This is a genomic window from Dietzia sp. NPDC055343 (assembly GCF_053645265.1).
This window is the reverse complement of the sequence record NZ_JBSHMJ010000025.1, coordinates 1-24,542: the sequence shown is the minus strand read 5'-3', so window position 1 is coordinate 24,542 and position 24,542 is coordinate 1. Positions and strand designations below refer to the sequence as shown.

Here is a 24,542-nt window from a genome sequence, read left to right as displayed (position 1 = left end):
TGATGTCAGCGGCGGTTGGCGGTGGTGGTGCCGGTGGCGGTAGTCCCCAGGCGGCGGTTACTGGCGGCGGGCTTACCGGTGGTGGTGGCCACGCCGTTGAGCGCCAGGCGGTACTTGTCGTGCTCGGCGTGCGTGAGACGGCCGGCGAACTCGGCCTCGATGGCCTCCTGCAGCTCCTCGGCGGAGAATGCCATGCCCTGCACCTTGGTGATGGGCTGGATCTCTGCCGGGAAGCGGGCCTTGAGCAGCATGGACAGCTGGCCGAGGTTCATCTCCGGAACCAGGACGCGGCGGTACTGGCCCAGGACCTCGCCGATGTTGGCGGGCAGCGGGTTGAGGTGTCGCACATGGGTGCGGGCGACGCGATGTCCGTTGGCGCGGGCGCGGCGCACAGCCTCGCCGATGGGGCCGTAGGACGAGCCCCAGCCGATGACCAGCACGTCCGCCTCGCCCGAGGGGTCGTCGACCTCGAGGTCAGGAACCTCGATCAGCGCGATCTTCAGTGCGCGGATACGGGTCATCAGGGCGTGATTGTCGCCGGTGTAGGAGATATTGCCGGTGCCGTTGGCCTTCTCCAGGCCGCCGACGCGGTGTTCCAATCCCGGGGTGCCGGGGATGGCCCAGTCGCGAGCCAGAGTCTCCGGGTCACGGGCGTAGGGCAGGTACTCAATAGCATCCTCGCCCTCGGGCACGCTGGCCAGGTTCTTGTCGATCCTGGGCAGGGCCTCCACCTCGGGCAGCAGCCACGGCTCGGAGCCGTTGGCGATCGCGCCATCCGAGAGCAGGATGACCGGCGTGCGGTAGGTGACAGCGATTCGGGCGGCCTCGCGGGCGGCGTCAAAGCAGTCGGCGGGCGACTGCGGCGCCACCACGGCGACCGGCGATTCGCCGTTACGGCCGAACAGGGCCTGTAGCAGGTCGGACTGCTCGGTCTTGGTGGGCAGACCCGTCGACGGGCCGCCGCGCTGGACGTCGATGATCACCAGCGGCAGCTCGGTCATCACCGCCAGGCCGATGGCCTCGGACTTGAGGGCCAGGCCGGGGCCGGAGGTCGAGGTGACCCCCAGGGCGCCGCCGTAGGAGGCACCGAGAGCGGCGGCGACGCCGGCGATCTCGTCCTCGGCCTGGAAAGTGGTCACGTCGAACTGCTTGAGCTTGCTCAGCTCATGCAGGATGTCCGAGGCCGGGGTGATGGGGTAGGTACCCAGGAAAACCGGCATCTCGGCGGAAACACCTGCAGTGACAAGGCCGTACGCCAGAGCGGTGTTGCCCGTGACCTGGCGGTAGCGGCCCGACGGCAGCTTGGCGGGCTGGATCTCATACTCCGAGGCGAAGGCCTCGGTGGTCTCGCCGTAGTTCCAGCCGGCGCGCAGCGCGAGGATGTTGGCCTCGAGGATGGTTGGCTTCTTGCCGAACTTGTCCTGCAGGAACTTCTCGATGGACTCAACCGTGCGGCCGTACATCCACATGAGCAGACCCAGCGCGAACATGTTCTTGCAGCGCTCGGCGTCCTTCTTGCCGATGTCGACCGATTCGACGGCGCCGATGGTGATCGTGCCCATCGCGACCTCATGGACCTGGTAGGCCTCGAACGCGGGCGATCCGAGCGGGTTGGACTCGTAGCCGACCTTGGTGAGGTTGCGCTTGGTGAACTCGTCCGAGTTGACGATGAGGATCCCGCCCGACGGCAGGTCGGCGATGTTCGCCTTGAGCGCGGCCGGGTTCATGGCCACCAGGACGTCGGGACGGTCACCGGCGGTGAGGATGTCGTAGTCCGCGATCTGGATCTGGAAGCTGGAGACACCATGGATCGTGCCCTGCGGGGCACGGATCTCGGCCGGGTAGTTCGGCTGGGTCGCCAGGTCGTTGCCGAAGGCTGCTGCTTCGGAGGTGAATTGGTCACCAGCGAGCTGCATGCCGTCACCAGAGTCACCCGCGATACGGATGACCACCTTGTCCAGCCTGGTCTTGGACACATTGCCCACCGCTGCTGACCTCCGTTGAGTCGTGATGATCGGGCTGAACGGGTGTGTCCGTTCAACCACCGACGGTACGCCGGTTCCGGCGTGCCTTCCGGCCACGTCAGATTCCGCAGAACTGTAACAGGTTACAGTTCGCATCCGTGGCTGCTCCTCGCAAGTGTAGACCGGTCTGTCTATGTGAAGCCATTCCGCGGGCTGGTCCGATGAATTCGCCGTCGCGGCGCAGCGACGATGAAAGACTTATCACTATGTCCCCAGTTCGTGAGAGAGCGTCAGCCGGCCTCGTTGTCGCCGTCGCCACCACCTCTATCGCCACTGTCCTCCTGCCACTTGCGGTTCCCGCCGCGGGGGCGACCCCGACCGCGGCGGTCGCCCCCGTGGCTGCAACCGCGGCGACCGGCGTCGACACCCTCACCTGGGCTGCGTGCCCGGCCAGTTCGCCGGAGGACGAGTTCTACGGGATGCCCCGCGCCGACGTCCTCTGCGCCACAGTCCCGATCCCCCTCGATCACTCTGACCCCGGCGGCCGCAAGGTCGACGTGGAAATCCGCCGGATCACCGCCGCCGGGGACCGGACCGGAACCGTCTTCGGGAACCCCGGCGGGCCGGGCGCCGATGCGCGGACGCTCTGGTACTCCGCTATAGACGCGGCCCAGGACTCGCCGATGGACACCATCCGGCGGGACCACGATCTGGTGGTGGTGCAGCCACGCGGGCTCGAGGGGGCCGGCTCGCTCGAGTGTGCGCCCGACCGGGCGGGGGAGCTCAGCGCGGTCGCGGCGGCAAAGGCGTGCATGGACGCCGACTCCGAGCTCGTCTCGTCGATCACCACAGAGAATCTCGTCCGGGACCACGAGTACGTGCGTCAGGCCATGGGTCTGGGTCGCATCACTTACTTCGGATACTCGTACGGCACCGCGATCGGGATGATGTACCAGACGCTGTTCCCGGAGAGTATCGAGCGGATGCTTCTCGACTCCTCGGTCGGCCCCACCGAGACGTGGTGGTACGACTTCCACCGCCACCAGGCCGAGAACCGCCACCAGGCTCGCGACTACGTTCTCGGGTGGATCGCACAGAACGATGCCACGTACGACCTCGGCGATACTCCGCTGAAGGTCTACCGCCGTATCCACGAGCTGGATCTGACGGAGGGACGGGCGGCCGCACGGTTCCTGCCCCCGCCGGCACGGCCCGGGGACGAGATCGTGGGGTCGCTGTCCGGCGGATCGGCGGGAGCCTCGGCTGAACCCTTCACTGCCGGATCGGCCGATGCGTTGACCACCGGGTCGGCCCGGCTCGACAATGCGGCGGCGGCGTCCTCCGGGGCGTTCAACCGGGACGTGGAAGGGGCGAAGGGATACTTCACCGTGCTGGACGCGAACAGTAGGAACCCGTCGGTGTGGTCCGATATCGCGTGGATCATCTCGGCCAAGATCCACGGCACAGTGACCGACCCGCCGACCCCGGACGAGTTGGAGGAGCAGGTCGCCGAGGGCCTTCCGGTCCCGGTGATGACCTCTGACACCCAGACCTACTTGACGATCCTCAACTGCAACGAGACCGCGCCTCCGTCGGGGACCCCGCTGGCAGGGGTGTTGCTGGGGAGCAGCGACTCCGTGGGCAGTACGCGAGAGGACTCGTGGGCGCTGGAGGAGCAGACCCCGTACTGCCTGTACCCGCCGTCGACCGTGCCGCCCCGTATCGTCGCCAACGAGATGGCCGCGCCGCCACTGATACTGCAGTCTGACCACGATCCCAACACCCCCGGCATGTTCGGACCGTCCACCGCTGCGGCCACCGGAGGCACGCTGGTCCGGATCAGGGGTACGGTGCACTGTCACTTCGATACCGGAAACCTCCGGGTCGATGCAGTGGTCTTGGACTATCTGCACACCGGGGAGGTCCCGGAGGGGCTCTACCTGGACACACCGGTGCCGGCGCCGGAGCCGGCACCGTGGGTCTGAACCCCGACGGGTGTGAGGCCGCGGGAGCGGCGATGGTGGGTCGGACCGTAACGACGACGACGCCAACCGCGGCGTCGCCGTCGCCGTCGCGGAGAGTTCGAGATGAGGCCCATATATAAGGCACCTGGGCAAGGGTCCGGCTCACATCGGCGGACCGGGACGAAACCCGCCGAACGGGGGCAGGCGCTCCCGACGGGCAGGTTCGGGTTTCTCGCCGGGCGTCGATAGCCTGGTATGAATTTCTATAAGAAGGCCCCGGCGCGCGTACCGTGACCGGGACCGGCGGTCGGTGGCGCGCGTCGTCGATGAATCAGCGCAGGTTGGGAGCAGTTCAGTGGCGAGCAAGCAGGCAACATCGGGCGGCAAGCGGAGCCTGGTGATCGTCGAGTCCGCCACCAAGGCCCGGAAGATCCAGCCGTACCTGGGGTCCGACTACGTGGTCGAAGCCTCCGTCGGTCACATCCGCGACCTGCCCAAGGGCGCCGCGGACATTCCCGCCAAGTACAAGAAGGAGCCGTGGGCGCGGCTGGGCGTGAACCCGGACCACGACTTCGAGCCCATCTACGTGGTCAGCGCCGACAAGAAGAAGAAGGTTGCCGAGCTCAAGAAGGAGCTCGCCGGGGTCGACCAGCTGCTGCTCGCGACAGACCCCGACCGTGAGGGCGAGGCGATCGCCTGGCACCTGCTCGAGGTCCTCAAGCCCAAGGTCCCGGTCAAGCGGATGGTCTTCCACGAGATCACCAAGCCCGCGATCCTCGCCGCCGCCGAGAACACCCGCGAGCTCGACACCGACCTGGTCGACGCCCAGGAGACCCGCCGCATCCTCGACCGCCTCTACGGCTACGAGGTCTCGCCGGTGCTGTGGAAGAAGGTCATGCCGCGTCTGTCCGCCGGCCGCGTGCAGTCGGTGGCGACCCGCGTGATCGTCGAGCGCGAGCGGGAACGCATGGCGTTCATCGCCGCCGACTACTGGGACATCACCGCCACGCTCGCCACGCAGGGATCGGGCGGTGGAGACGCCGGCGAGCCGCGCAGCTTCACCGCCCGCCTCTCCGCCGTCGACGGAGCTCGGGTGGCGCAGGGCCGCGACTTCGGCCAGGACGGCCGGCTCAAGGCGACCGGCGCGGCCAAGGACTCGGTCGTGCTCGGCGAGAAGGCCGCGCGGGCGTTGGCCGGGGCGCTCGAGGGTGCCGACTTCGTCGTCGACTCCGTGGAGTCCAAGCCCTACACACGACGCCCCTACGCGCCGTTCATGACCTCCACGCTGCAGCAGGAGGCAGGCCGCAAGCTCCGCTACACCTCCGAGCGGACGATGCGCATCGCGCAGCGGCTGTACGAGAACGGCTACATCACCTACATGCGAACCGACTCCACCACCCTGTCCGAGGGCGGCATCGCCGCCGCTCGCGCGCAGGCGACGGAGCTCTACGGGAGCGAGTACGTCTCCCCCACACCGCGCCAGTACACGCGCAAGGTCAAGAACTCGCAGGAGGCGCACGAGGCCATCCGCCCCGCTGGCGAGTCGTTCGCCACGCCCGGTCAGCTGCACAGCGTCCTCGACGCCGAGGAGTACCGCCTCTACGAGCTGATCTGGCAGCGCACCGTCGCCTCCCAGATGGCCGACGCGCGCGGCACGACCGTCAGCATCCGGATCACCGGGCGGGCCGGCACCAACGATTCCGGCTACAGCGACGCCACCTTCGCCGCGTCGGGCCGCACCATCACGTTCCCCGGTTTCCTCAAGGCCTACGTCGAGTCCACCGACGAGACCGCTTCGGACAAGCAGATGGCCGACGACGCCGAGCGGCGCCTGCCCCGCCTCGACGAGGGGCAGCACCTCACCGGCTCCGAGCTGGTCGCCGACGGCCACACCACCAGCCCGCCGTCGCGCTACAACGAGGCCAGCCTCGTCAAGGCGATGGAGGAGATGGGCATCGGACGCCCGTCGACCTACGCCAGCATCATCCGCACCATCCAGGACCGCGGCTACGTGTACTCGCGCGGTAACGCGCTCGTGCCCAGCTGGGTCGCGTTCGCGGTGGTCGGCCTGCTCGAGCAGAACTTCGGTCGGCTCGTGGACTACGACTTCACCTCGCTGATGGAGGACGAGCTGGACGCGATCGCCGAGGGGCGCGAGAACCGCGACGACTGGCTGCGGCGCTTCTACTTCGGCGTCGGCGAGGGTTCCGGCGCGGGTGCGGGCGGCGGCGATGACGCGAACTACGCGGTGGGCCTCAAGAACCTGGTCGACGTGAACCTCGAGGCCATCGACGCCCGCAGCATCAACTCGATCCGCGTCTTCGACGACTCGGAGGGGCGGCCCGTCCACGTGCGGGTCGGCCGCTACGGCCCCTACCTCGAGCGCATGGTCGCCGGCGAGGGCGGCGCCGAGGAGTCACAACGCGCGAACCTGCCCGAGGGAATGAGCCCCGACGAGCTCACCCTCGAGGTGGCAGAGAAACTCTTCGCCACCCCGCAGGACGGTCGTCCGCTGGGCGTCGACCCGGCGACCGGGCACGAGATCGTGGTCAAGGACGGGCGCTACGGCCCGTACGTGACCGAGAAGCTCCCCGAGGCCACCGATGCGGAGAAGGCCGAGTGGGCCAAGAAGGTGCTCGCCGAGGCCGACGCCGAGAAGAAGCGGATCGACGCCGAGCGCGAGGCCGCCATCGCCGCCGCGAAGAACGACGACGAGATCGCCGAGATCAAGAAAGCGGCCACCAAGTCCAAGTCCGCGGTCACCCGCAAGGCCAAGAAGGACGCGGAGAGCCCGACCGGGCCCAAGCCGCGCACGGGCTCGCTCATGCAGTCCATGGAGCCGGCAACGGTCACGCTGGAGGACGCGCTCAAGTTGCTGTCACTGCCGCGCGTCGTGGGCGTGGACCCGGACAGCGGCGAAGAGATCACGGCGCAGCTCGGCCGCTACGGCCCCTACCTGAAGAAGGGCACCGACTCGCGCACGCTCGAGTCGGAGGAGGCCGTTTTCTCGGTGACGCTCGAGGAGGCCCTGAAGATCTATTCCGAGCCCAAGCGTCGTGGTCGCCAGGCCGCGCCCAAGGCACTGCGTGAGATGGGGGTCGACGAGGTCTCCGGGAAGCAGATGCTGGTCAAGGACGGCCGCTTCGGACCGTATGTGACCGACGGCGAGTCCAACGCCTCCCTGCGCAAGGGTGACACCGTGGAGACGCTCACCGACGCGCGGGCCTCCGAGCTGCTGTCCGAGCGGCGGGCCAAGGCCCCGGCCAAGAAGACCCCCGCGAAGAAGGCCCCGGCCAAGAAGAAGGCCGCGGCGAAGTAGGCCCCGGCGATGTAGGCCTCGGCGGAGTAGCGGCCGCGCCGCTGGCCCCGGGCTCCCGCGTCCTGGGCCGTTGGTCCTCGACACCTCGGCCTGCGCCAGGTCGTGGGCCCCTGCGCCGGTTGCCGGACATCGCCCCGCGGTTGCCCGACATCCGGTGCGTTCGGGGGGCGAATTTTCGCACATTCTGTCCGGCAACTCGTCTGTCATGTCCGGCAACCGCTGCCCGGCAACCGCCGGGCCGGCAGGGCGTTGCCGTCGGGCCGGCACGGTCAACCGGGGCGGCCCTCGGGCGGGCAAGGCTGGTCAGTCTGTGGCGTTGTCCGCAGGCGCCGGGCGCAATGCGACGTTCCCCGCCTGCCAGCGGTCGGCGAGAGTCGGGCGAAGGGGCCGTGCGAGCTGGGTCATGACCCCGCGTCCGCGCAGCTCCACGCTGCTGCCGAGCACCCAGCGGGCCACCTCGGGTGCGTCGGCGTGGCGGATCGCCGCGGCCGAGGCCAAGACGTGGCCCTGCTCCATCTTGGCCAGGGTGGTCAGGCGGGCGGCTTCGTTGACCGGGTCGCCGATAACCGTGTACTCGAACCGCTTGGCGTGGCCGATGTGGCCGGCGATGACAGTGCCGTACGACACCCCGATGCCGGCGGTCAGTGGGGCCAGCTCGGAGAGGCGGGACTGGAGCGCGCGGGCCGCCCGGAGGGCGCGTCCGGCCTCGTTGTCGACCTCGATCGGAGCCCCGAACACCGCGAGCAGGGCATCGCCCTGGAACTTGTTGATGTACCCGTCGTTGGCGTCGACGGCCTCGACGGCGATCCGGAAGAACTCGTTGAGCACGGCCACGACCTCGGCGGGCTCGTGGGCGGCGGCGAACTCGGTGGACCCCGTGAGATCGACGAACAGGACCGCGACCTCCCTTTCTTGTCCGCCCAGCTCCGTGCCCCGCTCGAGCGCGTTGCGGGCCACGTCCTCGCCGACGTAGCGGCCGAACAGGTCCTGGATGGCCTCGCGCTCCTGCAGGCCGGTGACCATCTCGTTGAAGCCCTGGGCCAGGCGGCCGACCTCGGAGCTGTCGTAGATCGTCAGACGGGTCTCCAGATCGCCCTTCTTCACGCGCTGGACGCCGTCCTGCATCTCGCGGACGGGGTCCGCGATGGAGTCGGAGACCAGCCCCATCCCGATGGCACCGGCGATCACGGCGACGCTGGCCAGGACCGCCAGGGCCACCAGGATGTGGTTGGGATCCCTGCCGAACAGGCCGAACCAGTGGCCGATGAGGATGAGGATCACACCGGCGATAGGGATCACCGTGGTCAGCGCCCAGCCGAGGAAGATGCGCCGGCGCACGCCGGGGACGTGCTTGCTCGCCGGGACGCCCCGGGCCAGCGCCCGGACGGTGATCGGCCGCATGATCCGCTCGGCCTGAAGGTAGGAGATCAGGCACGTGGTGGAGCCGCCGAGGAGGCTGGTCACCGCGACGATCAGGGCCAGACGGGGGGAGTGGCCGACATTGACGGCGACGAAAAGCAGCGTGCCGATGACCCACATCGCGCCCGAGATGAGCGCCTGATGGAACGGCAGACGCAGGGTCCGGGAGCGGATCTCATCGCCGAAGTCCTGGCCCGAGCGGTCGGCTCGCAGCACGGGGAGCAGCAGCAGCGTGGAGGCGATCACCCCACCGATGAACGCCAGCACCAGATAGCCGATGAACAGGTACTGGTTGAGGAATCGGAACTCCTCCAGGTCCAGGAAACGATCCATGGGGATGACGAAGCGCAGGAACGCGAACACGAAGACCGCGCCGATGATGTTGGCCTGCACCATCGTCAGCGCGTAGACGGGCCAGGGAGTGGCCCACAGCCACCTGAACAACCTGACCCAGCGCTCCATTGCACCCAGAGTAGTTCGCGCCGGTCATCCCGGGAACGTAGGTGTGTCGGAGGACGGCGATAAGGTGGGGCCATGTCCGGGGTGTTCGATCGTCTGGCCGGTCAGGCCGAGGCCGTGGCGGAACTGACCGCAGCGGCCACCGCCGCACGTCTGCGTGTCCCCGGCCAGGGGTGGGACGAGTCGGATGCGCGCATGGTCCACGCGTGGTTGTTCACCGGCCCGCCCGGCAGCGGCCGGAGCGTGGCGGCGATGGCCTTCGCGGCGGCGCTGCAATGCGAGCACCCGGAGATCGTCGGCTGTGGCGAGTGCCGGGCTTGCCACACCGTCCTGGCCGGGACGCACGCGGACGTGCACCTGCTGGCCCCGCAGGGTGTCAACATCTTGCTCAAGGACGTCAAGGAGACCATCCACCGGGCCGCGAGCCGTCCCGGGACCGGTCGGTGGCAGATCGTGGTGGTCGAGGAGGCGGACCGGCTCACCGAGCAGTCGGGAAACGCCCTGCTCAAGGTGGTCGAGGAGCCGCCGAGTCGCACGGTGTTCCTGCTGTGCTCGCCCACCACGGACCCGATGGACATCATGGTGACCCTGCGGTCGCGGTCGCGGAACGTCGCGCTGCGGCAACCGGATGCCGAGGCGGTGGAGCGTGCGCTGCTCGCCGACGGCTCGATCGACCCGGAACGGGCAAGGTGGGCGGCCTCGGTCTCGTCGGGACATGTCGGTCGCGCCCGGTGGCTGGCGACGGATGAGGCGACCCGCGAACGCCGTGAGGTCGTGCTGCAGCTGCCGATGGTCATGCACAACCCCGGACGCGCGTTCCCGCTCGCGGACCAGCTGGTCAAGACCGCCGAGCAGGAGGCGATCGCGCGGAACACCGAGTCGGACGAGCGGGAGGTCGAGGAGTTGCGCACCGCGCTCGGCGCCGGCGGCACGGGCAAGGGCACGGCGTCCGCGGGGCGCGGTGCGTCAGGGGCGGTCAAGGAACTCGAGCGCGCGCAGAAATCGCGCCGGACGCGCTCCACCCGGGATTCGCTGGATCTCGCGCTGGTCGACCTGGCGGGGTTCTATCGGGACGCATTGACGGCCGCCATCGGGGCGCGCGATGTCGCGCCGGTCCACGCGGACAAAGCGGACGAGGCGGCCCGCCTCGGTGGTCACTATCCGGCGGCGTCGATCCTCAAGGCGATCGAGGCGGTGCAGGACTGCCGGTCGGCGATCGAGGTCAACGTCAAGCCCAAGTTCGCGGTCTCGGCCATGGTCGGCGCCATCCGTGCGGCCCTGACCTGATCGCGGCCTCGCGCGGTCGTCTGGGATGCTGGCGCGCAGCATGTGTTTCGGCTGGCCCGGCATCGGGCGGTGCCCTCGTTTTTTCGGTCACGGGCCCCGTCGGATATAGTTGCCTCGCCCCACAAGGGCTCGCCGCGTTAGCTCAGTCGGTAGAGCATTTCACTCGTAATGAAAAGGTCGTCGGTTCGATTCCGACACGCGGCTCCACACCACACCCGATCCCTCGGCCCGCCGGCCGGGGATCGCGGCTTTCTCCGGGTAGATGGCCCTGCTTCCCTGCCCGGGAGCGGCCGCCATTGCACGACGACAAGCGCCCCGCGAACCACACGGGCCGCTCGTCCCGGATGGCGCGTTGCGAACTCACCCTCGGACGCAGCGGCTCTGATGCCCGGAGTGGGGGCGCACGCGATGTCCTGACGTCGGTGATCTCGGTACGCTCGGTCAGTAGTACCGAGAAAGGTCGCTCCCGTGGAATTCCTCCTCATCGCCGCCGTGATCGCGGTGGCCGTCGCCGTGATCTCCCGCAGTCAGAACAAGGGGCAGACCCAGCTGCAGGCGCATCAGAACCGCCACCTGGAGGACTACCGCGCGGAGGCGACCCGGTGGGTCGAGCGGCTCGGCGGCCAGGTGTTCAACATCGACGGCATCGACGACGCCTCCAAGCAGGCCATGGCGGACGCCTCCGAGCGCTATACGGCCGCCGTCACCGAACTCGAGCGGGCCACTACGCCGGTCCAGGCGCAGCTGGCCAAGGACACCGCGCTGGAGGGGCTGTACTACGTGCGCGCCGCCCGCGAGGCGATGGGCCTGGACCCCGGCCCCGAGCTGCCCGCCACCCCAGGCCAGGACCGCGCCGGAAAGGTGACCGAGGACCGCACGGTCGAGGTCGACGGTCGGACCATGAGCGCGGCCACCGGGCCGAGCGACCAGACCCCGCACTACTACCCGGGCGGTGTCGTGGCGGGCAGGCCGGTCCCGTCGGGCTGGTACTCGGAGCCCTGGTGGGCGTCCGCGCTGGCCAGCGGCATGTGGATGATGAGCTCGATGATGATGTTCAACATGATGTTCGCCGGTATGTCGGGCGTCGGCTATTCGGGTGAGGACTTCGCCTCCGGCATCGGCGAGGGCGGCGCCGACGTGGGAGACATGGGCGGCGACGACGGCGGGTTCTTCGACGGCGGCCTGTTCGGCGGCGACGGCGGTGATGCCGGCGGCGACGCCGGGGGAGACGGCGGCGGGTTCTTCGACGGCGGCCTGTTTGGCGGCGACGGTGGTGGCGACGGCGGCGGGTTCTTCGACGGCGGTCTGTTCGGCGGCGACGGCGGAGGCCTGTTCGACTTCTGATCCCGCGCGGGCCCGGCTCAACATCCGGAGAGGACCCGGTCCATCGCATCGCGCTCCGCCTGCGTGACCCACAGCCCGTAGCGCTCCTTGACCAACACCTGACGCGAGACGTACGAGCACCAGAACTCGCGCCGCGGCGGCAGCCATGTCGCCGTGTCGCCGTCCCCCTTCTGCTGGTTGGCCCGACCGGACACGGCCAACAGGTTGAGCGGGTCGTTGGCGAGATCGCGCCGCTGCTCCACGGTGAGTTGCTGCGCCCCCTTCTGCCAGCTGTCCGACAGCGCAACCACGTGATCGATCTGTACCAGCGACGACGTGTCCTGCCCGCGCTGAAACTCGATCCGTTCCCCGGTGTACGGCCCGTTCAGCACGCCGGTGAGCACCACGCAGTCCCGCGTCCCCGGCCGGAAGGTGTGCTCCTGCAGGTCCCGCCTGAGGATGTCGTTGCGGGTATCGCAGCCGTTGCGCCCGAACTCCACGCCCACATCGTCTGACCAGGCCTGACCGAAAAGATCACGGTCGTACCCCGTCTTGGGCGCGCGACCCTTGACCTCGAGCTGCCCCAGCGCCGCACGGGCCGGCGGGACGAGCGGATCGCCGCCGGGCGCGGGCGCCTCCGGCACCGCCGGGTCCCCGGGCTCACCGGGGGCCGGCTCAGGAGCGGGCGCAGGTGCGGGGTCGAAATCCGGTGGCCCCTCCGGCGGAGCGGGCACCGACGTGACGGTCTGCGGTGAATCGTCTCCTCCGGTCGCGCTCGGGAAGTCCGTCCCCTTCTCGGTCTCGGCGCACCAGCCGACGCCCGCCAGCACGGCCACGCCGAGGACGACAGCGATGACCGGGCGAGAGGACCGTGAACTCATGCGGGGCACCATAGCCATGCCCTCCGACATCCCCGCCCGCGGCCTGCCGGGGCTGCGCTCGTGCGCGGCGGCGTGGTGCGGCGCGGGTGCGTCTCGGAGACCGTGTCGGAGGGTGCGGCTACCCTGACCCGCGATGTCGCCCACCGTCGAGAACCCGCCGCCCCGCCAGTCCTCGCGCGCCGCCGTGTCCCCGCGCGCGTTGGTCGGTCTGTGCGCGGCGATCGTGGTGGTGGCCGCGGTGGTGCGCCTCTGGGTGGCGGCCGCGGGCTGGTTCTACTGGGACGATCTGATCCTGCACAGCCTGTCCGCCGGCTATTCGTGGCCGACCCCGGAGTTCCTGCTCACCGACCATGACGGGCACCTCATGCCCGGTGGGATGGCGCTGGTCTGGATCGCCGCCCACTTCGCGCCGCTGGATTTCCGGCTCCCGCTCGCGCAGATCGTCGTGCTCCAACTGCTCGCCGGCGCCGCGTACGCCCGCATGCTCTGGGTGCTGCTCCGCGGCCGGCCCGTGCTGCTGGTGCCGCTCGTCGCGGGCCTGGCCATCCCGCTCGGGCTGCCCGCGGCCACCTGGTGGGCGGCCGCCCTCAACGTGCTCCCGCTCAGCGCCGCGCTGGCCTGGGCGGTGTCCTCGATGGTCCTGCTCGCCCGGACGGGCCACCGCAGGCATGCGGTGGAGGCCACGCTGGCCACGGTTCTCGGCCTGCTGTTCGTGGAGAAGGCCCTCATCATTCCCGTGGTCGCGGCGATGGTGCTGCTGGCCGGATGGTGGACCGCCGGGGGCGGGCGGACGGAAATCCTCGATCTCTGGCGGCGCACCCGTGTCGCGTGGGCCGCACAGGCGGTGATCGTCGTGGTGTGGGCGGGGGTCTTCTTCGTCGTCGTCGGACGGCTCGGAGGTCGGGGATCGTTCGGCGAGGCGGAGGGCACACGCCCCGGGTTCGTCGACCTCGTGGCCCACACCTACCGCCTGGCCGTGGTTCCCGCGCTGGGCGGCGGACCGTGGCGGTGGGACCGCTGGCATCCCGGCCCGCCCATGGCCGATCCGCCGGTCGCCGCGGTGGTGGTGGGGGTGCTGGCGTGCGCGGCGGTCCTTGTCTGGTCGCTGCTCACGCGGCGCCGGACCGGTGCGATCTGGCTGGTCGCCGCGCTGTACCCCCTGATCTCGGTGGTCCTGGTCGCGGCCGGGCGCGCCGGCCCGGACACCGCCGCCGAGATCGTCCAGACCCTCCGCTATCACGCGGAGCTGCCGGTGATCCTCGGTGCGGCCGCCGCGCTCGCCCTGGCCGCACCACGGCGCACGGCGGCGCCGACGCACACGGTCGTAGGCGTGCTCGCGCTCGTCGCGCTGCTCGCGTCGTCGGTGGTGTCGACCGTGACGTTCCGGCAGGTGTGGTCCGAGCAGCCGTCGCGCGACTACGTGCAGCCGCTGGTGGAGACGCTGCGCGACCGGCCGGAACCGATGCTCGACCAGGACGTGCCGTTCGAGGTTCTCCACCCGGTCACGGCGCCCGCACACCGGCTGTCGACACTGATCACCGGCGTGCCCGGGATGCCGGATGTGGGTACGTGGACCCCCGAGCCGGTCCTCATCGATGCCCTGGGCGCGCTCCACCCGGCCGAGGTGGCGTTCGGCCGGACGCTCCCGCAGGGGCCCGAGCCGGCCTGTGGCCATCGCGTGGGGCCGGACGGGGCCCGGCTCGCGTTGGACGGCCCGCTGCTCGAGAGGGACTGGGTGGTGCAGCTCAACGTGTTCGCCGACGCCGACGGTCAGGTGGCCCTGGAGTTCGATCAGGGTGAGGAGACCGTCGCCCCGGTGCGGGCCGGTCTGGGCACGGTGTTCGTGCGGGTCGAGGGCGGGGGCACGGGCCTCACCGTTTCCCCACGTGAGGGCGTCACCGAAATGTGCGTCGGCAGCGGACCTGTCGGAGTCCTCGTGCCGCGGTGAAGAGATGGCGCAGGGGTGGCCCATAATGGGCTGAACAGTAAGTCGGCGAGGAACGGAGGCGGGTCATCGACATCGCGATGGTCATGGTGACCCTGACCGCGCTCCTGGTGCTGCCCGGGGCGATCGTCGGAATAGCGGCCCAGTTGCCGCTGCGACTGGCCGTGGCCACGTCGATCCCGGTGTCGTTCGGAATCGCCGCCATCGCGAGCTACGTCTACGGCCGCATCGACGTGCCCTGGACGCTCGCCGGCTACGCGGTGGCCACGGCCGTGACCACCGCGGTGGTCGGTGTCGTGGGCCTGCTCATCACCGGCGTCGGTTGGATCCGACGACGACGGCGACGACGAGCGGCCCGTCCGGCAACGTCCCGCAGCAGACGCAGGAAGCGCACTCGCGGTCGTTCGCGGGCGGCACGCGCCAACGCGGGACGGCCTGCCGCCCCAGCGGGACGGGCCGCGGCACGGGCGGGTCGCCGGTCGTGGTGGTGGCTGCTGCCCGGCACGGCGGTCCTGGTGAGCGCCTGGCTGATCGGCCAGATGATCATCACGGAACTGTCGGCGATGCCCGGCGGCACGGCGAATGTGTTCCAGGGCTGGGACGCGCACTGGCACGCCAACTACATCCGGTTCATCCACGACGAGGGCCTGGCCTCGCCGGACCACGCGGGCGCGCTGCGCTATCCGGAGAACTCGGCGACCCTCTACTACCCCAGTACGTGGCATGCGATCGCCGCGCTCGTCATGGCGCTGCGCGGCATCGGGGCCGTGGAGACGTACAACCTCGTGCAGATCGGCTCCGTTGCTCTGGTGTTCCCGCTCGGCGTGGCAGCGCTGGCGTGGCTGATCACGCACCGGCGGTTCTCGCGCCCGGTGGTGGCCACCTCCGCGGCGGTCGCGGCAATGGCGACCGCGCTGTTCCCGGGACTGCCGTTCATGGAGGTCATGGTGGCCGCGACCCCGTCCGCGGTGGCCAACGGGCTGGCCGGACTGGGTGCCGCGGTCGTGGTGGCGGCGGTGGCCGACCGGCGGCTCATCCCCGCGGCGGCGCTGGGCCTGGTCGGCATCGGTGGCGTCCACCCGTCGGGCATGGTCACCGCCGCGGTGATCGTGCTGTTCTGGTGGCTGTTCGAGGCCCTGTGGCGACCGGTGCGGGGACGCCTGCGCGACTTCCTCGTCCTGGCCGGTGTCGGGCTGGCCGGGGTGCTCACCCTGCTGCCGCAGATTCTCACCGTCTCCGCCGAGGCGGATGACATCTCGGCGTTCGAGTTCGAGATCAACGCCGACAGGGCCGCCACCTGGGGCAAGGCGGCGGCCCTACAGGTGCGCCACGTCGAGGACTTCGGTGTGCGCTGGGTGCTGCTGTCCCTCGCCGCGCTCGGCGTGATCGTGATGCTGCGCCGCCTGGTCCTCTGGCCGATCCTGCTGTGGGGCGGGCTGCTGGTGGTGTGCGTCAACGCGATGGACCACTTCGGCAACTGGACCGGCGGCACGTTGCGTGCCCTCGGCAGTGTCTTCTACAACGACCCGCGCCGGATCGGGGTCGTGATGGCCGTCGTCGTGGCCGCCGCGGTGGGAGTGGGCGTGGGCGCGTTCGTGCAGATGCTCGCGGGCTGGCTGGGCCGGCTCATCGACCCGATCACCGACCCGGACGGGCGTGGGGTAACGGGCCTGCGGGTGGCGGTGGCGCTGGCTGCACTGGTGGGCACCGGCTCGTGGGTCATCCAGACCTCGCCCGAGTACGCGGTCGCGGCCGGGTCGAACCAACGCTGGGGACGGCTCGTCGACGGCCACGACCTGGCGGCTTTCCGGTGGTTGTCCGAGCAACCCCGCGCCTACAGCGGGCAGATCTACACCAATCCGGATGAGGGCTCCGGCTGGATGTACGCCACCGATGGCCTGCCCTCGACCTCGCGGCATTACCTGGCACCCGGGGACACCGCACCACTGACCAGCAGCCTGTTCATGACGCTGGATCAGGCCGGCGTGAACCCCGCGGTGGATGCGGCCCTGGCCGAACTCGGGGTCACCTACGTCTACATCAGCCCGCCCAACTACTGGGGCTTCCAGAAACCCAACCCGCACCTGCTCGAGCTCGACGCGACGCCCGGACTGGTGAAGGTGTACAACGACTCGCAGGTCCGGATCTTCGCGGTACGTGCCGCGTTCTCCGACGCCGAGCTCGCGCAGATCCTCGCCGATTCGCCGTTCCCGCCGCACGCCAGGGCCCCGCTCACCCTGGAATCCGAGATCCCGGAGTGACCGCCGCCCCCGTCGGTCGTATCCTGTGCTTCAGGCGTCCAGACGGTCGGCCGCGGCGGGTCCGCCGCAACCGGGAGGGGAACACTTGCGTGCACTCGTGACGGGCGGAGCCGGGTTCATCGGCTCGACCCTCGTGGACAGACTGCTGGCAGAGGGGCACGAGGTGACGGTCATCGACGACCTGTCCCGCGGGCGACTCGAGAACCTCGCCGCCGCCCGTGAGGTCGGCGAGCGGTTCGCATTCCACCAGATGGGGCTCACCGATCCCGCGATCGAGGGTGTGGTGGCCGAGGCCCGGCCGGAGGTGATCTTCCACCTGGCCGCGCAGATCGATGTGCGGCTGTCCGTCGAGGACCCGGTGCACGACGCCGAGGTCAACGTCGTGGGCACCGTGCGCCTTGCCGAGGCCGCCCGTCGGGCCGGGGTGCGCAGGATCGTGTTCACCTCCTCCGGCGGCTCGATCTACGGTCCCGTCACCGAGCTGCCGGTGGCCGAGACCCGGGCGGTGGATCCGCTCAGCCCGTACGCGGCCGGCAAGGTCGCCGGGGAGATCTACCTCGAGATGTTCTCCCGCCTGTACGGCATCGAGTGGGCGGGCGTCGCTCCGGCGAACGTGTACGGCCCGCGCCAGGATCCGCACGGCGAGGCCGGCGTGGTCGCGATCTTCTCGCAGCGCCTGCTCGCCGGGCAGCCCACCCGCGTCTTCGGCGACGGCGGCAACACCCGCGACTACGTGTTCGTCGACGACGTGGTGGACGGCTTCGTCCGCGCGTCGCAGGTCGAGGCCGCGGCCGGGCTGCGCTTCAACATCGGCACCGGCGTCGAGACCTCCGACCGGGAACTGCACACCCTGGTCGCCGAGGCCGCCGGCGCCACCGACGATCCCGAGTACGCGCCCGCCCGCCTCGGCGACGTCGCACGCTCGGCGCTGGACGCCCGCCGCGCGGGCGAGGTGCTCGGTTGGAACCCGCAGGTGCCGATCCGCGAGGGAGTGGCCCGCACGGTCGCCTACTTCCGCGACTGACCGGCCCCGCCGCTGCTAACGCCGCACCGACCGGGCAGCGGGGATGTCGATGACCTGCCCGGGTGCCGCCCACACGACTGCGGGTTCGCCGTAGGGATCGTCGTCCCGCCGCAGCCACAGCCCGACCGCGTGGCGGCGGATCATCGGCAGCAGCCGTCCCTGCTCGCCCCTACGCACGCGAGTGTGGCGGGCGTGGATCTCGCGGTCGCACCAGAGCGGTACCCGCCCGCCGAGCATCACTGCCAGCATGGCCCGGAACGCGCCACAGTCCCGATCGAACAACCCGCCATGACCGCGGGTCCCGTAGACGGGCACGTCGTCGTCGAAAAAACCCGCGTCGAGGCGGACCACCCCGTCCGGCAGGTTACGGGTCATCCAGCGGCGGCGCAGCGCGAACCGGGCCTGGAGCAGCTCCACCGGATCGGCCGGCGCGGTGATCGAATAGCGGTGAACCGGTCCGGGGGAGCGCCAGTCCTCGGGGCCGTTGACCCCCACCCCGAGGTCGGGGGAGGCGGCGTAGACGACCCGGTCGGCGCGTAGCCCCATCCGCTCGGCCGTACCCACGATCCGGCCGCCGTACGAATGGCCGAGGACCGTGACCGCGGCGCCGGGACAGTCGATCTCCACCACGCGGTCCACCTCGCGGCAGAAGCGGACCAGACGCGGAGCCATCTCCTCGGCGAAGTCCGGGCGGCCGGCGTCGGCCATGATGTCCTGCGGGAACTCGCCGTCGAGGTAGGCCACGGCGACCAGGCGGCCGGCGGCGGCGTCGACGAGGTCATCGACCACATCCGTGTTGACGTGCGACATGTCCAGGTTGGTGCCCGTGCCCGGCACGTAGACCGCGATCGCCTCGGTGGCGGGGCCGGGCTCACCCACGACCTCGATCATCCGGCCGCCCCGTCGTGCCGAGAAGCCGACGAACGAACGACGCCGGCGACCCGCCCGGCGGGCCATGGTCTCCAGCCGGCCGATGCGCGGGCTCCATGGTGTGCCCGCCACCTGCTCGCGATGCAGCGCCCGACGAACCGACACCGTATTGGCACGGGCGCGTACAGCCCACGGCACGCCGTACGTGCTGCCGACCGCCACGGGCTCGGCCAGCGCCAGCAGGCGGCGGTCGGCGGTGCTCAGGTGCTCGACGGTCGAGTACACCGCGTCAGGCTCGGCCCGGGCCCACGACGCGACCGTGGCGCGGGTGTCGAGGCCGGCGGCGTCGATCGCCTGGCCCCCGGCGGGCCGGATGCCGGTCAGGCGGGCCAGATCGACGAACGCGTTGTCCACGGCACGGTCCAGCGACCGCAGGAGGCGGCCGCGCTCAGGCTCGGGGAGTGGGTGCGGGCCGACGAGATCGTCCCAGCTGTCCTCCGCCAGTTCGACCAGCCGGTACACGCCGGCCAGGAACTCGTCGAGACCGCGGGCCTCGCCGTCGATCGCCTCGGCGAGCGCGGTCAGCGCGGGGGAGTGCACGGGCGCCGAGAGCAGGGCGTCGCGCGCCGTGGCGAGGGCATCCCGGGCCGAGAGCACCTCGGTCGCCAGCCCGAGTAGTCGTGTGACCCGCAGCGGAGGTGGGTTCTCCGGAATCGCACCGCTCACCGCGGCCGCCGATGGGGTTGTTCCGCCGCGATCGCCCGGGCGGCCCGCGTTGCGGACTCCTCGGTCAGCGTGCCGTCCGCGACCGACCCCGCCAGCTCGAGTAGGCGGGAGACCCGAGCGGCGGCGGGGGCAAGGAGTGATCGGAGCCCTGAGTTGACGGTGTCGTCGTCGAACCTGGCAACACCCCCGCGCGGCGCGGCTCCTTCCCCCGGCGCGGCCGGATCTTCCGGGGGCAGTAGGGCTTCGAGGCGGGCGCTCGCCACGCCGAGCCGATCCCGCAGCCGGGCGGCCTCATCGACTTCGGCGGCGGTGCGGGAGGCCTCGGTGTTCTCGCAGGTCCCGGCTGTCTGCGCGGAATCCGCGTCCGGACCCTTCGCGGGATCCACGACGTGTCTCAGGACTGCAGTGGATCGTCGTCGGACACGGGCTTCATGACCCGCACATCGACGTGATCCTCGGGCCGCACCGCGTCGGCCAGCGCGATGGTGCGGGCCAGTCGCGCGTACCGCAGCTCCTGTTCGCGGAAGCGCACCCACGTCGACACCGTCACGAACGCGAAGCCCATGACCAGCGCGTACAGCACGAGGTCGGTGCCGCGCTGCACACCCAGGCGGTTGGCGACCCACGTCAGATCGTCCGGGCGGATCACGGCGTAGACCATGAACACCACGAACAGCACGAAGCCGATCTTCACGCCGGCCTTGGCCCGGGCCTTGCGACGGTTGGCCACGAAGAACGCGACCAGCACCGCACCGGCGAGGAGCAGCAGAACCTTGATCATCTAGGGCAGCCTCCGTCCCACGATCCCGTCGGACAGGATGTTGATCCCGTTGAGCAGCGACTGCCCCTTGGACATGGAGTACTCGGTGTACAGGATGTCGACCGGCTCCTCCGCGACGCGCCAGCCGTTCGAGTCCATGAGCTCCACGAACTCGCTCGCGTGGCTCATCCCGTTCATGCGCAGATTGAGGCCCTCGGCCACGCGGCGGTTGAACACGCGCAGGCCGTTGTGGGCGTCCGTCAGCCCGAGGCGGCGCGTGCGCGGGCTGAGCATCACCACGGTGCGGAGCACGAGGCGCTTGATCAGCGGCACCTGGTCGTCCTCCGCGCGCGGGCGGCCGAAACGGGTGCCCACCACGATGTCCACGGGCTCGCTGCGGAGCCGCCCGACCATCGTCAGCACGTCCTTGACCTGGTGCTGACCGTCCGCGTCGAACGTGACGAAGTAGCGGGCGCCCGGCTGGTTCCGCGCGTACTCGACACCCGTCTGGATGGCCGCGCCCTGGCCCAGGTTCACCGGATGCCGCACCAGGTGGGCCCCGGCGCGGTGGATCGCCGCCGCCGAGTCGTCCGCCGAACCGTCGTCCACCGCGACGATGTTGGGGAACGTCTCGCCGGCGTTGCGCAGCACGTCCTCGATCACCGTGCCCTCGTTGAAGCAGGGCACGATGAGCCAGACATCGCGGTTGCGGACGGGGTCGCCCCCGGCCTCCTCATCTGGCCCCGTGGGCCGCACACTGTCTCCGGTCATCGAGGGTCGATACTATGCGATCGGACGGACAATCCGGAGACGACAAGGACGGCGGTTCACCAATGGCCATTGATGTGATGCTCCCCTACTACGGGGATGTCGACCATTTCAAGAAGGCCGTGGACAGTGTCCTGGCGCAGAGCTACAAGGATTTCCGGCTGGTCGTGGTGGACGATGGCTACCCGGACCCGGAGCCCGCCCGCTACATGGGCGAGATCACCGCGGTCGACAGCCGGGTGACCTACGAGAAGAACGAGACCAACCTCGGCGCCAACGGCAACTACCGGAAGTGCATCGGCATGGTCACCGCGCCGATCGTGGTGATCATGGGCGCCGACGACATCATGCTGCCCAACTACCTGCAGGTCGTGGCCGACGGATTCGCCGCCGTGCCCGACGCCGCGGTGATGGAGGTCGGCGTCAATGTCATCGACGAGCACGGCTCCGCCGTCCGCGGCCTCGGCGACAGCGTGAAGTCGCTGACCACCCCCAAGGCCGACGGCCGCACGGTGCTGCACGGCGAGAAGCTCATGACCTCGCTCATGCACGGCAACTGGACCTACTTCCCGTCGCTGGCGTGGAACTCCGAGTGGGTCAAGCGCATCGGCTTCCGTGAGGGCCTGGACGTGGTGCAGGACCTGGCGCTGCTCGTGGACGTGATCACCGGCGGCGGGCACATGATCTACGACCCGACGCTCGCGTTCCTCTACCGGCGCCACTCGGCCTCCGATTCGTCGGTGCGAGCACTCGACGGCCGCCGCTTCGACGAGGAGGCCCGCTTCTTCTCCGGCGAGGCCGACGCGTTCGGCGCCCGCGGCTGGAAGAACGCCGAGCGGGCCGCGCGCCTGCACGTGACCTCGCGCCTCAACGCGCTGTCGCTGCTGCCCACCGCAGCCAAGGCAGGGAAGCTGGCCGAGGGCGGAAAGAAACTGCTGGGGCACACCTTCCGGAAGTTCTGACGGTGGAACCCGCGCCCGGCCGCCCGGGCGAGGGCTCGGGTCCGGGTCCGGGTTCGAGCGCGGGCTCCGGGCCGGTCCCGGCCTACTGGGTGGTCGGGGCGGTGCTCTACGGCGCCGAGGTCGTTGTCCTGGCGCTGCTGAGCCTGCTGTTCGGCGGTTTGTCGGCGATGCTCTCGGACACCTGCTTCCGAGAGAGCACCGAGCTGATCTGCGAGCCGCGCTGGCAGACCATCATGGCGCTCACGCCGATCACCGCGCTGGTGGCGGCCGTCGTCGTGATGGGCGCGCTCGTGTTGTGGCGCCGCCGGCTGTGGGCGCTCGTGACGGCGATAGTGGTCACGCCGCTGGTGCCGCTGGTGGCGTTCCTGATCATGCAGGCGGTCGTCACGGCGTGAGCCCTGGCCGGAAGGTCGTCACCAGTGCGACGCCGCGGGACATGTCGCGCAGTGGCGGCGACCATTTCCGCAGTGGCTACGACCAACTCGCCAACGCACGGGCAGACTCGTCTGATGATCCCCGAAACCTGGATTCCGCACCGCCGCGATGACGGCGAGCTGGTCGGCTGGATCGACATGACCGTCGCCGAGCCGCGCCTGGTCCCTATTGATCGCCTCGGCCGCCCGCTGGAGCCCGTCGACGACTGGTTCGAGGCGGAGGAAGCACTCGACGCGATCGGCCTGCGCTTCCTGGCCGAACGGTTCGTGTACAGCGAGCCCGGGTCGTCGGATGCGGGCCCTCTCACGGTTCGGATCGCCCACGTCTACGACGACCGCATCGTGCTCACCACCGCGTTGACCGACGCGATCGAGGACGTGGGCCGCGAGATCGTCCTGCCGTTCCCGGCGCCGGTCGACCTCCGCAGCGCCTGACCTCGACGAGCACTCGATAGCGCGAGCACTGCGTCTAGCTCCGCGCCTAGTCCCGCTCGTCGCCGCTGCCCGTGTAGCTGCGGCCGAGCACCCGCCCCGGCGAGCGGACGACGCCTGCGGAACCATCCGAATCCGCAACGTCGGCCTTGCCCACAGCCGCGTCGGTTGTCGTACTTCCGGGCTCAGCGTGGCGACCGAGTACGGCGGGCGCGACTTTGACGGGGTCGCCGATGATGTCGGTGGTGTTGGTGGCGTTGGTCAGATAGCCGGCTGGCGTGTGTCCACGTCTGTCGGAGCTCTGCCCGGCCCCGCCGGCGCCCATCATGCCCATCGGCACCGCGCCTGGTCGCCCTGCGGTGGGACCACCAGTCGACGACGACGTCGGCCCCATCCCACCAGCACCGGTGGTTGCTCCGGTGGCGTTTCCTGCGCCTGCCCCCGGGGCTCCGGCAGATGGGCCGCCGACACCCGGGCCGGCCGAGTGGCTGAGACCTGCCAGGGTCCCGGCCCCGCCCATGCGAGTCGCTGCTGCGCCGGCGGCTGCGGCCCCGCCGCCCCCGACCAGCCCGGCTGCGCTGCCGAAGCCGCGATCACGGTCCCGGCCGCCCGCCGCGCCGCCGCGGGCTCCGGCATTGCCGCGTAGTCCGCGGATGCCGGACGTTCCCGTGCCACCGGCCTGCTGTCCCGGGGCTCCGTTCATCGGGGCCAGAGGCGCCCCCGCCGCGGTGGTGGCCGCGTTCACCGGACCTGCCCCGGCCGGGCCTGCGCCCGCATTCGGAGCGGCTGCGCCCAGTCCCGATGCGTCGCCTCCGCCGGCGCGTGAGGCCAGTAGTGCCTGTTCGGTGGCGGCATCGGTAGCCGCGATTGGCGCGCTTGCGCCCGCAGCGTCGGCCCCTGGCCCGCTGACCCCGCTCGCGCTGACCCCGCTGGCGCCGGGCCCGCCGGCACCGGCAGCGGCCAAGGCAGCTGGGCCGGGGGCGGCTGCGCCGGCGGTCTGCGGAATACCTCCGGTGTTCCAGGCAGAGACGGGGTCGATGCCGGTGGCGCCACCAAGTGCGGCGCCGGAGACGACTCGAAAGGCGGTGGGGAACTGGAGGTCGTCGAGGTTGGCCTTCATCACTGCTGGGCTGTACTCGGTGTTGACCACAGCTCGCGCCTGTTCTTCCGCTGCCGCCCGAGCAGCGGATGCAGCTTGGGGCGCGCCTGGTGAGGCGGGACCCAGTGTCGCGCCGGGACCGGATCCGAGCCCCGGGGTGCGGGCCTGCGCCAGCTCCAGCTTCAGCGACTCGGAGGAGATGTTGCTGCGGGTGGTGTGGAACCCGACCTGTGCTCCGTCGGCTCGGGTGGCTACTTCTTCCAGCACACCCACCAAGTCGAACGCGGACCCGGTCAACGCGTGGACCGCCCTCGCGCCCTCCTGGGCGAACTCGCCCTGCCAGGCGCCGCCAAGTACGTCGTCCAACTCGCGTTGCAGGGTGGAAGCCGCCGAGTCCAGCGTGCCCGCAGCGGTCGTGACCTGCTTCTGTACCTGTTCGAACTGGCTCGGATCCAACGCCTCGGCGGCGGTGACGATCCGCTCCAATGGGGTCGAGGACACGTCCTCCGGCCCTACTCGGTTGTAGCCGCCCACGTTCTCGGGGTCCTCCGCGGCCGAAACGGATGCCGAGACGGCGACAGTCGCTGCCGGGCCATGCATCGACGCCAGCATGCTCATCAGTCCGATGCTCTTCAGCCCGGCTGG

18 protein-coding genes and 1 tRNA gene are annotated in these 24,542 nt (G+C 70.5%); 11 read left to right on the top strand and 8 right to left on the bottom strand.

What is annotated here, in order from left to right; all coding sequences use genetic code 11:
- Positions 1-5: 5 nt before the first annotated feature.
- Positions 6-1,916, bottom strand: a complete 1,911-nt coding sequence (locus tag ACWIE7_RS12720; protein ID WP_454069418.1) for a 2-oxoacid:acceptor oxidoreductase subunit alpha — start codon at positions 1,914-1,916, stop codon at positions 6-8.
- Positions 1,917-2,230: 314 nt separating this feature from the next.
- Between ACWIE7_RS12720 and ACWIE7_RS12715 the strand changes: the two genes are divergently transcribed.
- Both ACWIE7_RS12715 and topA read left to right on the top strand, forming a co-directional pair.
- On the top strand, positions 2,231-3,949 hold the full coding sequence (locus tag ACWIE7_RS12715; RefSeq protein ID WP_454069405.1) for an alpha/beta fold hydrolase: 1,719 nt from the start codon (positions 2,231-2,233) through the stop codon (positions 3,947-3,949).
- A 334-nt stretch (positions 3,950-4,283) separates the two neighbouring features.
- Positions 4,284-7,247, top strand: a complete 2,964-nt coding sequence (gene topA, locus ACWIE7_RS12710) for a type I DNA topoisomerase (RefSeq protein ID WP_454056948.1) — start codon at positions 4,284-4,286, stop codon at positions 7,245-7,247.
- 303 nt (positions 7,248-7,550) lie between these two features.
- Here topA and ACWIE7_RS12705 read toward each other — a convergent pair whose 3' ends face one another.
- On the bottom strand, positions 7,551-9,128 hold the full coding sequence (locus tag ACWIE7_RS12705) for an adenylate/guanylate cyclase domain-containing protein (RefSeq protein WP_452100370.1): 1,578 nt from the start codon (positions 9,126-9,128) through the stop codon (positions 7,551-7,553).
- A 72-nt stretch (positions 9,129-9,200) separates the two neighbouring features.
- Between ACWIE7_RS12705 and ACWIE7_RS12700 the strand changes: the two genes are divergently transcribed.
- The 3 genes from ACWIE7_RS12700 (at position 9,201) to ACWIE7_RS12690 (ending at position 11,756) form a co-directional block, all read left to right on the top strand.
- Positions 9,201-10,412 carry a DNA polymerase III subunit delta' gene (locus tag ACWIE7_RS12700; protein ID WP_454069404.1) on the top strand — a complete coding sequence of 404 codons (1,212 nt, stop codon included), beginning with the start codon at positions 9,201-9,203 and terminating at the stop codon, positions 10,410-10,412.
- A gap of 131 nt (positions 10,413-10,543) precedes the next feature.
- Positions 10,544-10,619 (top strand) — tRNA-Thr (locus ACWIE7_RS12695).
- Positions 10,620-10,880: 261 nt separating this feature from the next.
- A complete protein-coding gene (locus ACWIE7_RS12690; protein ID WP_344988919.1) occupies positions 10,881-11,756 on the top strand; it encodes a DUF1542 domain-containing protein in 876 nt (291 codons plus the stop codon).
- Positions 11,757-11,773: 17 nt separating this feature from the next.
- Here ACWIE7_RS12690 and ACWIE7_RS12685 read toward each other — a convergent pair whose 3' ends face one another.
- A complete protein-coding gene (locus ACWIE7_RS12685) occupies positions 11,774-12,616 on the bottom strand; it encodes an HNH endonuclease family protein (RefSeq protein WP_454069403.1) in 843 nt (280 codons plus the stop codon).
- Between the two features lie 133 nt (positions 12,617-12,749).
- Between ACWIE7_RS12685 and ACWIE7_RS12680 the strand changes: the two genes are divergently transcribed.
- The 3 genes from ACWIE7_RS12680 (at position 12,750) to ACWIE7_RS12670 (ending at position 17,846) form a co-directional block, all read left to right on the top strand.
- Positions 12,750-14,564, top strand: coding sequence for a hypothetical protein (locus tag ACWIE7_RS12680; RefSeq protein WP_454069402.1), 1,815 nt, complete (start codon positions 12,750-12,752; stop codon positions 14,562-14,564).
- A gap of 77 nt (positions 14,565-14,641) precedes the next feature.
- Entirely contained in the window at positions 14,642-16,822 is a 2,181-nt protein-coding gene (locus tag ACWIE7_RS12675; protein WP_454069401.1) for a DUF6541 family protein, read from the top strand.
- Between the two features lie 85 nt (positions 16,823-16,907).
- Entirely contained in the window at positions 16,908-17,846 is a 939-nt protein-coding gene (locus ACWIE7_RS12670) for an NAD-dependent epimerase/dehydratase family protein (RefSeq protein WP_454056951.1), read from the top strand.
- A 15-nt stretch (positions 17,847-17,861) separates the two neighbouring features.
- Here ACWIE7_RS12670 and ACWIE7_RS12665 read toward each other — a convergent pair whose 3' ends face one another.
- Genes ACWIE7_RS12665 through ACWIE7_RS12650 form a run of 4 tightly spaced genes read right to left on the bottom strand, consistent with a single transcriptional unit; the run spans position 17,862 to position 20,973 of the window.
- A complete protein-coding gene (locus ACWIE7_RS12665) occupies positions 17,862-19,442 on the bottom strand; it encodes an alpha/beta hydrolase (RefSeq protein WP_454069400.1) in 1,581 nt (526 codons plus the stop codon).
- Positions 19,439-19,828: a hypothetical protein gene (locus tag ACWIE7_RS12660; RefSeq protein WP_454056953.1), complete on the bottom strand. Its 390-nt coding sequence runs from the start codon at positions 19,826-19,828 to the stop codon at positions 19,439-19,441. The genes ACWIE7_RS12665 and ACWIE7_RS12660 overlap by 4 nt, the downstream gene beginning before the upstream one ends.
- 8 nt (positions 19,829-19,836) lie before the next feature.
- On the bottom strand, positions 19,837-20,223 hold the full coding sequence (locus ACWIE7_RS12655; protein ID WP_230929880.1) for a DUF2304 domain-containing protein: 387 nt from the start codon (positions 20,221-20,223) through the stop codon (positions 19,837-19,839).
- Positions 20,224-20,973: a glycosyltransferase family 2 protein gene (locus ACWIE7_RS12650; protein ID WP_230929881.1), complete on the bottom strand. Its 750-nt coding sequence runs from the start codon at positions 20,971-20,973 to the stop codon at positions 20,224-20,226. It abuts the gene before it with no gap.
- 62 nt (positions 20,974-21,035) lie between these two features.
- Here ACWIE7_RS12650 and ACWIE7_RS12645 point away from each other — a divergent pair, with 62 nt between their 5' ends.
- The 3 genes from ACWIE7_RS12645 to ACWIE7_RS12635 all read left to right on the top strand — a co-directional run bounded on the left by ACWIE7_RS12645 (position 21,036) and on the right by ACWIE7_RS12635 (position 22,801).
- Positions 21,036-21,932: a glycosyltransferase family 2 protein gene (locus ACWIE7_RS12645; RefSeq protein ID WP_230929882.1), complete on the top strand. Its 897-nt coding sequence runs from the start codon at positions 21,036-21,038 to the stop codon at positions 21,930-21,932.
- A gap of 2 nt (positions 21,933-21,934) precedes the next feature.
- Positions 21,935-22,327: a hypothetical protein gene (locus ACWIE7_RS12640; protein ID WP_454069399.1), complete on the top strand. Its 393-nt coding sequence runs from the start codon at positions 21,935-21,937 to the stop codon at positions 22,325-22,327.
- Positions 22,328-22,441: 114 nt separating this feature from the next.
- Positions 22,442-22,801 (top strand): hypothetical protein, encoded by a 360-nt coding sequence (locus tag ACWIE7_RS12635; RefSeq protein WP_344988899.1) that lies wholly within the window; start codon positions 22,442-22,444, stop codon positions 22,799-22,801.
- A 46-nt stretch (positions 22,802-22,847) separates the two neighbouring features.
- Here the strand turns inward: ACWIE7_RS12635 and ACWIE7_RS12630 are convergent.
- Positions 22,848-24,542 (bottom strand): WXG100 family type VII secretion target (locus tag ACWIE7_RS12630; RefSeq protein WP_454069398.1); only part of this gene is annotated, 1,695 nt, incomplete at its 5' end.

Excerpts from the sequence above, each read along its gene's own strand:
- ACWIE7_RS12715 (WP_454069405.1), top strand. The coding sequence starts at position 2,231 with ATGTCCCCAGTTCGTGAGAGAGCGTCAGCCGGCCTCGTTGTCGCCGTC.
- ACWIE7_RS12705 (WP_452100370.1), bottom strand. The coding sequence starts at position 9,128 with ATGGAGCGCTGGGTCAGGTTGTTCAGGTGGCTGTGGGCCACTCCCTGG.
- ACWIE7_RS12720 (WP_454069418.1), bottom strand. The coding sequence starts at position 1,916 with ATGCAGCTCGCTGGTGACCAATTCACCTCCGAAGCAGCAGCCTTCGGC.
- ACWIE7_RS12635 (WP_344988899.1), top strand. The coding sequence starts at position 22,442 with ATGATCCCCGAAACCTGGATTCCGCACCGCCGCGATGACGGCGAGCTG.
- ACWIE7_RS12700 (WP_454069404.1), top strand. The coding sequence starts at position 9,201 with ATGTCCGGGGTGTTCGATCGTCTGGCCGGTCAGGCCGAGGCCGTGGCG.
- ACWIE7_RS12680 (WP_454069402.1), top strand. The coding sequence starts at position 12,750 with ATGTCGCCCACCGTCGAGAACCCGCCGCCCCGCCAGTCCTCGCGCGCC.
- ACWIE7_RS12685 (WP_454069403.1), bottom strand. The coding sequence starts at position 12,616 with ATGAGTTCACGGTCCTCTCGCCCGGTCATCGCTGTCGTCCTCGGCGTG.
- ACWIE7_RS12675 (WP_454069401.1), top strand. The coding sequence starts at position 14,642 with ATGGTCATGGTGACCCTGACCGCGCTCCTGGTGCTGCCCGGGGCGATC.
- ACWIE7_RS12650 (WP_230929881.1), bottom strand. The coding sequence starts at position 20,973 with ATGACCGGAGACAGTGTGCGGCCCACGGGGCCAGATGAGGAGGCCGGG.
- ACWIE7_RS12655 (WP_230929880.1), bottom strand. The coding sequence starts at position 20,223 with ATGATCAAGGTTCTGCTGCTCCTCGCCGGTGCGGTGCTGGTCGCGTTC.
- ACWIE7_RS12645 (WP_230929882.1), top strand. The coding sequence starts at position 21,036 with ATGGCCATTGATGTGATGCTCCCCTACTACGGGGATGTCGACCATTTC.